The 481-nt window shown below is 54.7% G+C and carries 1 protein-coding gene; it reads left to right on the forward strand.

Annotated elements, in window-relative coordinates; all coding sequences use genetic code 11:
- Nucleotides 1-190: 190 nt before the first annotated feature.
- Nucleotides 191-481, forward strand: a 291-nt coding sequence (locus MUU47_RS00210) for an IclR family transcriptional regulator (RefSeq protein ID WP_258986126.1), incomplete at its 3' end; no start/stop codon positions are given.

Genomic DNA, 481 nt, shown 5'->3' on the forward strand with positions numbered 1-481 from the left:
TCTTTGCGGAATTGTGACGCACAACTCACTTCGGAAGTTAGCGGAATGTTGCAGATTTTTAACCTGCTACCGACAATGAAACGGCGTTCCGTCTTCACCTGATGCGGGCCTTGGGGTAACATTCCCGGCAAAGGGTCCGTTTACCACGCCGTGGCGTTGGCTGGCGGCTCGACACTGGAGAAATTGCGCTATGAGCCTGACAGCTGTCGACGAGAAAGATGACAAGAAAGACAAACCCCTGGGCAGCCAAAGCCTGTTCCGCGGTTTGCAACTGATTGAGATCCTGAGTAACTTCCCTAACGGCTGCCCACTGGCGCACCTGTCTGAGTTGGCCGGCATGAATAAAAGTACCGTCCACCGCCTGCTGCAAGGGCTGCATACCAGCGGCTATGTCACCCAGGCCCCGTCGCCCGGTAGCTATCGCCTGACCACCAAGTTTATTTCTATCGGTCAGAAGGCGCTTTCCTCGCTGAATATTATC

The organism is Scandinavium hiltneri, assembly GCF_024764835.1.
Lineage (GTDB): Bacteria > Pseudomonadota > Gammaproteobacteria > Enterobacterales > Enterobacteriaceae > Scandinavium > Scandinavium hiltneri.